Here is a 9267-nt window from a genome sequence, read left to right on the forward strand (position 1 = left end):
CAGGATCGTCCGCCCCAATGTTCCAGATCATCGGCATCGTCATGCTCTTCGGCATGGTGTTCGGCAGCTATATCCTGGCGGGCGGAAAGTTCGGGGTCATCGCCCATGCCCTGCCGCATGAGTTGATGGCCATCGGCGGCGCCGGCGTCGCGGCCTTTCTGATTTCCAACTCCCTGCCGGTCATCAAGTCGTCTCTGGCGGGCTTCGGCAAGGCGTTCGCGGGGCCGAAATGGAAGAAGCAGGACTATAAGGACCTGCTCAGCCTGCTGTTCCAACTAACCAAGACGATGAAGTCCAAGGGCGTGGTGGCGCTGGAAAGCCATATCGAAAAGCCCAAGGACTCCCCGATTTTCCAGAAATACCCCAAGGTGCTGAAGGACCATTTCGCCGTCGACTTCATCTGCGACACCTTGCGGATGATGACGATGAACCTGGAGGATCCGCACCAGGTCGAGGATGCGATGGAAAAGCAGCTGGAAAAGCACCATCACGAGCATCTCGAGCCCGCCCACGCCCTGCAGAACCTGGCCGACGGCCTGCCGGCCCTGGGCATCGTCGCCGCCGTTCTGGGCATCGTGAAGACGATGGGCTCCATCACCGAGCCGCCCGAGATTCTGGGCGGCATGATCGGCGGCGCCCTGGTCGGCACCTTCCTGGGCGTCTTCCTGGCCTATGGGCTGGTCGGCCCGTTCGCCGCGCGCCTGAAGGCGATCATCGACGAGGAAGCCGCCTATTATAAGATCATCCAGTCGGTGCTGGTGGCTCACCTGCACGGCAACGCGGCCCAGATTTCGGTCGAAATCGGCCGGGGCGACATTCCCTCCACCGCCCAGCCCTCGTTCGGCGAGATGGAAGAGGCGCTGAACAACATCACCGCCGACTGAGCCGGATCGACGCAGCGCCGATCCCGGCTTGCCCCCGTCGGGGGCGCGGTCCTATCGTCCGGCGGGCCAGAGGCGCGCCGCCTCGCGAACCTATTCGGAGACCCCTCATGCGTATGTCCGCCCTCGTCGTCGCCTCAGCCGCCTTCGTGGCCGTCGCGGCCTGCAGCAAGGCGCCGGAAGACAAGGCCGAGGCGCCCGCCAGCGACGCGGTCGAGGCCGCCGGCAGCGCCGAGGAAGCGGCCTTGACGGTCGATCAGGCCGCCCGCGACGCCGAGGCCGCCGCCAACCAGGCCATCCAGAACGACGCCGCCGCCGCCCCGGCTCCCACTCCGCCGGTCGAGGGCGCGACGCCGACCACGCCGCAGCCTACCCCCGCGCCGTCGGGTCACTGATCCGACCCGTGGCCGTCTTCGCTTCCCGCGTCGGCGGGCCTTGCTTCGGACTGTCCTATCGGCATCTGTCGCCAGAAGCTGGGACGCCGCTGACGCCGGAAGGGAAGACCGACACCCAGGGTTAAGCACGGCCTTTTTCGTCCGGACGGCGAAGATGCTAAGGCCCTGCGGATGAGCCCCCACGACGTTTCGCCCCAACTGACCTGGACCGAAGACGGAGAGCCGCGATCGGGTCGGTTCGGCGACGTCTATTTCTCGCGCGACGACGGCCTGGCCGAGACGCGGGCGGTGTTTCTGGACGGCTGCGGCCTGCCGGACGCCTGGCGAGGACGCGCCGCCTTCACCGTGGCGGAACTAGGCTTCGGCACCGGACTGAACATCGCGGCGCTGCTGGACCTGTGGCGACGCACCGGTCCGGCGGACGGACGGCTGCACGTCTTCTCCGTCGAGGGTTTTCCTATGACGGCGGCGGAAGCCGGGCGCGCCCTGGCGAACTGGCCGGAACTGGCCGACGCCGCCTCGGGGCTGCTCCAGGCCTGGCCGGCGCCGACGCCTGGTTTTCACCGGATCGACCTGCCGGGGTTCAAGGCGGTCGTCGACTTGGCCGTCGGCGATGCGGCCCGGGCGTTGGAACAGTGGTCGGGCGCCGCCGACGCCTGGTTCCTGGACGGGTTTTCCCCGGCCCTGAACCCCGGAATGTGGTCGCCGGAGGTGATGGACCGGATCGCCGCCCGCTCGGCGCCCGGCGCGCGGCTGGCCACCTTCACCGTTGCGGGGGCGGTGCGGCGCGCCCTGGCCGAGCGCGGCTTCGTCGTGGACAAGCGCCCCGGCCACGGCCGCAAGCGCGAGCGGCTGGAAGCCCGCCTGTCCAGCGCCCCCGAACCCGAGGTCCTTCCCCGCGTCGCCGTGGTCGGCGCGGGCGTCGCCGGCGCGTCCGTCGTTCGCGCCCTGAAGGCGCAAGGTGTCCGGGCGACGGTGTTCGAAGCGGACCGGCCGGGCGCCGGAGGCTCGGGCTTTCCCGCCGGTCTGGTCACGCCGCGCCTGGACGCCGGCGATATGGGCGTCGCCGCGCTTCACGCTCAGGCGCTGGCGCGCGCCCGCGCCCTCTACGCCCGAACGCCGGGCGCCGTCGTGGGCGAGGGGGTGCTGCAACTGCCCCAGGCGCCGCGCGACCGGGCGCGCTTCGAAAAAATCGCCGCCCAGCCGATCTGGCCCGCCGGCGCCATGGCGGTGCAGACGGTCGAGGCCGCCGACGCCCTGGCCGGCGAGCCGGTCGGGGAGGACGGGTTGAGGATGGTCGACGCCTGCGCCGTCCGCCCCGCCGCCATACTGACCGACTGGCTGGCGGGCGCCGAGGTCCACTCGCCGCAGGTCGTGGTTCTGGCGCGTGCGGAAGGCGGTTGGCGGTTGTTGGATCAGGCCGGCGCCGTCCTGGCCGAGGTCGATGCAGTGGTCGTGGCCGCCGGCTGGGGCGCCGCCGAACTGCTGGCGAAACACGCCGCCGCGCCGCGCCTGTCGCCGGTGCGCGGCCAGGCTGACTGGGTCGAGGACGGAGGGGCGGTGCGGGCCGTGGCGTGGGGCGGCTATGTCGCCCCCACCGGCGCGGGCCTGCTGTATGGCGCGACCCATGATCGGGGCCAAGTGGATGTGACGCCCCGGCCCGCCGACAGCGTGCGCAACCTCGAAACCCTGCGCGCGCGCCTGCCGGCGTTGGCCGATCGCGTCGCTTCGGCGAAGGTGAAGCACAGCCGGGCCGCCATCCGCGCCACGACGCCCGACCGGCTGCCCCTGGCTGGGGCGCTGGACGACGGCCTTTATATCCTGGGCGGCCTGGGGTCGCGCGGCTTTTGCGTCGCGCCCCTGTTGGGCGAGCATCTGGCGGCCCTGATCCTGAACCGACCCTCGCCCCTGCCGCGCGATCTGGCCGGCCGCGTCTCGCCACGGCGCTCCGCCGTCCTGGCGAATTCGCTTGCGCCCGACGCGCCCCGGCGAGAGGGTTGAGGCGGGGCTGTCGTCAGGAGAACACCATGCTGCGTCTTGTCCTTTTTTCGGCCGTGGTTGTGGCCCCGGCCCTGGCTCTGGCCGCGTGCGCCCCCGCCGGGGCCGATCCGACGCCCGCCATCGCCCAAACGACCGCCAATCCCTGTTTCCAGCCCAATCTGGTTCGAAACTTCAGCGCCCCGAACGAGCAGACTCTCTATGTCCGCACATCCGCGACGGAGGTGTTCAAGATCGACGCGACCGTCTGCCGCGATCTGCCCAGCGCCCTGTCCATCGCCCTGGAGCCCATGGCCGGGACCAGCCGGCTGTGCGTCGGCGACCAGGCGCGCCTGCGCAGCCCCGCGATCGGGCCCGAGCCATGCCGTGTCCGCGTCGCCCGCAAGCTGACGGCGGAAGACATCGCCGCCCTGCCGTCGCGCGACCGGCCCTGATACGCCCGCTGGAAACCTGCGTGACGGCGATTGAAATTCGCCGCGTCCAGGTATGAAATGATCGCCTTGCCTGGGGAGGGAAGAGGATGATCAGGACCAAGAAGATCGCGGCTGTCGTGTCGGCGGCCGCTTGTGCGGCGCTGGGGCTGGCGTCGGCGGCGAGGGCGGAAAGTTGGGCGGCCTTCTCGCGCAGCGACGCCACCGTCTATCTGCTCGATATCGACGCCCTGACGCCTGTGGACGGCGTCGTGACCACCAGGATGGCGCGGGTCCATGCGCGCGGCGACGCGGCGGACCTCAGCCACGAAACCGAAGAGGTGATGGTGCGCTGTTCGGACGGCCAGTCCCGCTCGGGCGCGACCGTCGCCTATGGCGCCGACGGTGCGGAGACCGAACGCTATTCGGAGGACACGCCATGGGAGGCGACGCCGGCCGGCGGCGTCTATGGCGCCATCAAGTCCTTCGCCTGCGAAGACCTGCGCCCTCAGGCCGCCCGCTTCCCCACCATCCAGGCCTTCATCGCGGCCGGACGCGGCCAATAGGCCGCGCCCTTTCGGGGTTCAGACGTCGACGGCGGCGTCCAGGGCGTTGTCCTGGATGAACTCGCGGCGGGGTTCGACCACGTCGCCCATGAGCTTGGCGAACAGGTCGTTGGCGTCCTCCTCGTGCTCGACCGAGACCTGCAGCAGGGTGCGGGCGTTGACGTCCAGCGTCGTCTCCCACAGCTGTTCCGGGTTCATCTCGCCCAGACCCTTGTAACGCTGGATGGCCAGCCCCTTCTTGCCGGCGTCCAGCACGGCGTTCAGCAGGTCCAGCGGCCCGCGGATGTCGGTGGACTTGTCCTTGCGGCGATAGACGGCCGGGGCGGCGAAGACGCCGTCGAAGGCGGCGGCGCGTTCGGCCAGGCGACGGGCGTCCAGCGAGCGGATCAGGGTCTCTTCCAGGACGATGGTCTCCTGCACCGCGCGGCGGGTGCGGGTGAAGACCACGGCGCCCTGTTCGCCCGGCGCGCCGGCCCATTCGCCGTCGCCTTCCTCGGCATAGAGGTTCAGACGCGCAGCCGCCGCGATCGAGCCGGCCGCCAGGTCAGCGTCGTCGGCGAACAGGCCGGCCAGGGCCGATTGTTCGATGGCGAAGGCCGGGGCGCGCTGGCTGAGGCGATCCACGCCCGCCTTGAACGCCTTGGCCTCGCGCACCAGCGCCTGAAGGTCCAGGGCCATGCGCCGCTCGCCGGTGGACAGGTCCAGCTCCGCCTCGGACGAGCCTTCCTCGATCAGATAGGCGTCCATCTCGGCCTGATCCTTGAGGTAGCGGCTCTGCTTGCCCTTGGAGACCTTATAGAGGGGCGGCTGGGCGATATAGACGTGCCCGCGCTCAATCAGCTCCGGCATCTGGCGATAGAAGAAGGTCAAGAGCAGGGTGCGGATGTGGGCGCCGTCGACGTCGGCGTCCGCCATCAGGATGATCTTGTGATAGCGCAGCTTGTCGGCGTTGAAGTCGTCGCGGCCGATGCCGGTGCCCAGCGCCAGGATCAGGGTGCCGATCAGGTCCGACGACAGCATCCGGTCGAAGCGGGCGCGCTCGACGTTCAGGATCTTGCCGCGCAGGGGCAGGACGGCCTGGTTCTCGCGGTTGCGCGCCTGTTTGGCCGAGCCGCCGGCCGAGTCGCCCTCGACGATGAACAGTTCGGATTTGGCGGGATCGCGTTCCTGGCAGTCGGCCAGCTTGCCCGGCAGGCTCGAGATCTCCAGCGCGGACTTGCGGCGGGTCAGGTCGCGGGCCTTGCGCGCGGCCTCACGGGCCGAGGCCGCCTCGATGATCTTGGCCACGACCTGTTTGGCCTCGACCGGGTGTTCCTCGAACCAGGTCGACAGGCCTTCGGAGCACAGGGCCTCGACGGCCGGACGCACTTCGGACGAGACCAGTTTGTCCTTGGTCTGCGAGCTGAATTTGGGATCCGGCACCTTGACCGACAGGACGCAGGTCAGGCCTTCGCGGGCGTCCTCGCCAGACACCGAAACCTTCTCCTTCTTGCCGGCGCCCGAGCTTTCGATATAGCCGCCCATGACGCGGGTCAGGCTGGCGCGGAAGGCCGACAGGTGGGTGCCGCCATCCCTTTGAGGGATGTTGTTGGTGAAGCACAGCATGGTCTCGTGGTAGCTGTCGTTCCACCACAGGGCGAGATCCAGCTCGATCCCCTCCTTCTTGCCGCGAATGACGATGACGTCTTTCAGGAGCGGCTGTTTGGACTTGTCCAGGTGACGCACGAAGGCCTCGACCCCGCCCTCGTAATGCAGGGTGACATCGACCGGCTCGGCCCCGCGCAGGTCGGCCAGCCGGATGACCACGCCCGAGTTCAGGAAGGCCAGTTCCCGCAGGCGGTGTTCCAGCGTCTTGAAGTCGAAGTCGATGTGGCTGAAGGTCGTCAGCGAGGGGAAGAAGGTGACTTCCGTGCCGCTCAGCGGCTGGCCCGCCTTGTCGCCGGTCTCGCGGATCGGGGCGTCGCCGGTGACTTCCAGAGACTTGACCGTGTCGCCGCGCTCGAAGCGCATCTGGTGCGCCTTGCCGTCGCGATAGATCTTCAGCTGCAGCCAGTCGGACAGGGCGTTGACCACGGACACGCCCACGCCGTGCAGGCCGCCGGAGACCTTGTAGGAGTTCTGGTCGAACTTACCGCCCGCGTGCAACTGGGTCATGATCACCTCGGCCGCCGAGACGCCTTCGCCCTCGTGGATGCCGGTGGGAATGCCGCGCCCATTGTCGGTCACGGTGACAGAGCCGTCGGCGTTCAGGATGACCTGGACCAGGTCGGCATGGCCGGCCAGGGCCTCGTCGATGGCGTTGTCCACCACCTCATAGACCATGTGGTGCAGGCCGGAACCGTCGTCGGTGTCGCCTATGTACATGCCGGGGCGTTTGCGCACGGCGTCCAGGCCCTTGAGAACCTTGATGGAATCGGCGCCGTATTCGGGCTGGTCGGCAATCGGATCGGTCATGAAATCGTTGGCTCAGAAGTCCCGACCGGGACGGGGAGAAGAGGCCGCGCTGGGCGCTCGAATCGACCACGGGATCGCACCGCGTCGAAGCCGCCAACATATAGGAAATTTCGACGAAAAAGCGAGGATTTCCGCGTCGAAACCTAGTCGCTTTCCAAGGTTCCGCCCGCGACGCGGACGAACTGGGCGCGGCCTTTCAGACCGGCGAACAGGTCGCGCTCGGTGCCCGTCATGAAGGCCTGCAGGTTCAGGGCCGCGATCTCGTCGAACAAGGCCGCGCGCCGGGTTTCGTCCAGGTGGGCGGGAGCCTCGTCCAGCAACAGGACGGGCGGCGCGGCCTGGTGCGACAGGCGGGCGATCTGGGCCAGGATCAGGTTCAGGACCAGGGCCTTCTGCTCGCCCGACGAGCCCTCGGCGGCGGGTCGCCGTTTCTCGCGGTGCACGGCCGTCAGGTCGGTGCGGTGCGGTCCGAACAGGGAGCGGCCGGCGGCGCCGTCGCGGGCGCGGGCCTTGGACAGACCCTCGCGGATGGCGGCGGCGATCTCGTCTTCCTCGGCGCCCGCTTCGGCCATCTGTTCGGCGGCGCCGTCCAGACCCAGATCGGCCTGGGGGAAGGGGCGATCTCTGCGGGCGTCGATGGCGGCCTGGAGGGCGTGCAGGGCGGCGACGCGGGCGAGGGCGGCGCGGGCGCCCGCCTCGCCCAGGCGAAGCTCCAGCGCGTCGAGCCATACGGGGTCCGCCTCGCGCCCGTCCTGCGCATCGTTCAGGAGACGCAGCCGTTCGCGCAGGGCCTTTTCATAGATGGAGACGCTGGCGGCGTGATCGGGATCGGCGGCGAAGACCAGCCGGTCGAAGAATTTCAGCCGCTCGGCCCGGGCGTCGGAAAACAGCCGGTCCTGTTCGGGCGTCACCCAGACGGGACGCAGATAATCCAGCAGCCGCCCCGGCGGCGCCGTCTCGCCGTCGATCCGCACGATGCGCCGCGCCGCCCCCGCCGTCTGGACGCCCGTGCCCAGCCGCGTCTCGTCGTCCAGTTCGACCATGACGGCCCAGGCGCGGCCCACTGCCTCGCCGGGCTCGCGCCGGCCCATTTCGGCTGCGGTGGCGCCGCGCAGCCCCTTGCCGGGGGTCAAGAGGCTGATGGCCTCCAAGAGATTGGTCTTTCCCGCCCCGTTCGGGCCATGCAGCAGCACCGGCCCGGAGGTCATCTCCAGCCGCGTGCTCGCATAGGAGCGGAAGTCCGTGAGGATTAGAGACTGTATCAAATCTGTCCGCTCAGCCGGCGCCGTACCGACGAAGCCATTCGTCAAACGTATCGCGAAGGTCGCGCACGGAACCTTGCCATCCCATGCCTAGCGACGCATCCATGTCGAGCGATGGCTTTTGCCAACTTTCGACATCGGCCACGCTGGGTCGATAGCGCCAGCCGACATGCTCGCGATTGTTGTTCGAGTCTTGAGCGATTCCGAAGGCCTCGACATCTTTCCAACGGATGAATCGGACCCCCGCTTCATCACTGATAGTGAAGCCTGATGGGACCAACACAATGGTCGGCTTTAGAATAGAGCGTCGCGTCAGAAGATAGCCCACATAGCCCAACCAGAGCGCCATTGCGGCATACAATAGAGCGACCAGCCAGAACGACCAGTTGCCTGCCACACTCGTCCACACCGTCAGCGCCTGCCCGCTCGGACTCGCTAGCGCCGTGATCCAGATTGGAAAGGCGAACAGCGCGAAGAAGCAGCACCAAATCCCTATCAGAGGGCCAACCGCCTTTCGTGTGTCTGCAAGCACTATCAAAGATGACGGAAGGTCTGGTCCGTCTTGACGAATGTTGGAAGGGGGCACGCCTCCCTCTTCTGGGAAGACGAAGGTGCGGGAATAGCGAGATCTCCAAGCCTCTAGCGCGATGCAAAGGGCGTCCGGCCCACCTTGCCAGCCTCGGCCGAAATCGCCGTCCATCGTCGTCGCGGCTGAACTCTTTACGCGTCTTTCGGTATGGACATCGCCGCTGTAGTCCCATCCGACTACGCCTTCTTGCCCCATCACGGGTGTTTCGACACGGAACTTGCTCACCCGTTTCCAAAGAAGCAAATGCTTCCGGCCGTTGATCCGAAAGTGGAGGCCGCGCTCATTGGGGACGATATAATCTCCCCAGAATAGGGATCGTATCGCTTCGCCGCATAAGGCGAGCAATACCAAACCGGGCGCAGCGGCTATGACCGCGTCGGAAATGGAACCCGTCAAGGCGCGCAGGAGCTCTTCGCGGCCTTCAAGGCTGGAAAGCCAAGCGAAAATACCGATGTAGGCGCCAAGGCCCAAGAATGAGATCGCGAGGGGAGTCCAAATCCTCCACCTCGCTTTTCTGATCACCGTTCCGCCATGCTCATGGCTGTCAGACACGCAGCGGCATCAGCACGTACTGCACGCCCGGATCGCCCGGATCGAGGACCAGGGTCGGGCTGGCCGGGTCGGCGAAGCGGAAGGCGGCGTTTTCGCCGGTGATCTGGCCGGCGACGTCCAGCAGATAGCGGGCGTTGAAGCCGATCTCGAACGGTTCGTC

8 protein-coding genes and 1 pseudogene are annotated in these 9267 nt (G+C 68.0%); 5 read left to right on the forward strand and 4 right to left on the reverse strand.

The genetic code is table 11. From position 1 onward, the window contains the following. The first annotated feature begins 17 nt into the window (after positions 1 to 17). The 5 genes from motA (at position 18) to DI624_RS11430 (ending at position 4250) form a co-directional block, all read left to right on the forward strand. Positions 18 to 884, forward strand: coding sequence for a flagellar motor stator protein MotA (motA, locus tag DI624_RS11410; protein ID WP_291538532.1), 867 nt, complete (start codon positions 18 to 20; stop codon positions 882 to 884). Positions 885 to 991: 107 nt separating this feature from the next. Next, the gene (locus tag DI624_RS11415) at positions 992 to 1276 is read left to right on the forward strand and encodes a hypothetical protein (protein WP_291538534.1); all 285 of its coding nucleotides are present in this window, start codon (positions 992 to 994) and stop codon (positions 1274 to 1276) included. Between the two features lie 171 nt (positions 1277 to 1447). Next, entirely contained in the window at positions 1448 to 3277 is a 1830-nt protein-coding gene (gene mnmC, locus DI624_RS11420; protein ID WP_291538536.1) for an FAD-dependent 5-carboxymethylaminomethyl-2-thiouridine(34) oxidoreductase MnmC, read from the forward strand. 26 nt (positions 3278 to 3303) lie between these two features. Then, positions 3304 to 3708 (forward strand): DUF6491 family protein, encoded by a 405-nt coding sequence (locus tag DI624_RS11425; RefSeq protein ID WP_291538538.1) that lies wholly within the window; start codon positions 3304 to 3306, stop codon positions 3706 to 3708. 86 nt (positions 3709 to 3794) lie between these two features. After that, the gene (locus DI624_RS11430) at positions 3795 to 4250 is read left to right on the forward strand and encodes a hypothetical protein (RefSeq protein ID WP_291538540.1); all 456 of its coding nucleotides are present in this window, start codon (positions 3795 to 3797) and stop codon (positions 4248 to 4250) included. 18 nt (positions 4251 to 4268) lie between these two features. On the opposite strand, the gene gyrB is transcribed toward DI624_RS11430, so the two are convergent. The 4 genes and pseudogenes from gyrB to DI624_RS11450 all read right to left on the reverse strand — a co-directional run. Then, complete coding sequence (gene gyrB / locus DI624_RS11435) at positions 4269 to 6704, reverse strand: DNA topoisomerase (ATP-hydrolyzing) subunit B (protein WP_291538543.1); 2436 nt, start codon at positions 6702 to 6704, stop codon at positions 4269 to 4271. 143 nt (positions 6705 to 6847) lie between these two features. Further along, the gene (recF, locus tag DI624_RS11440; RefSeq protein ID WP_291538545.1) at positions 6848 to 7969 is read right to left on the reverse strand and encodes a DNA replication/repair protein RecF; all 1122 of its coding nucleotides are present in this window, start codon (positions 7967 to 7969) and stop codon (positions 6848 to 6850) included. 10 nt (positions 7970 to 7979) lie between these two features. Further along, positions 7980 to 9026: a hypothetical protein gene (locus DI624_RS11445; protein WP_291538546.1), complete on the reverse strand. Its 1047-nt coding sequence runs from the start codon at positions 9024 to 9026 to the stop codon at positions 7980 to 7982. 73 nt (positions 9027 to 9099) lie between these two features. Further along, positions 9100 to 9267: pseudogene (locus DI624_RS11450) on the reverse strand (DNA polymerase III subunit beta); the annotation flags it as partial.

The sequence above is a fragment of the Brevundimonas sp. genome (genome assembly GCF_003248455.1).
Lineage (GTDB): Bacteria > Pseudomonadota > Alphaproteobacteria > Caulobacterales > Caulobacteraceae > Brevundimonas.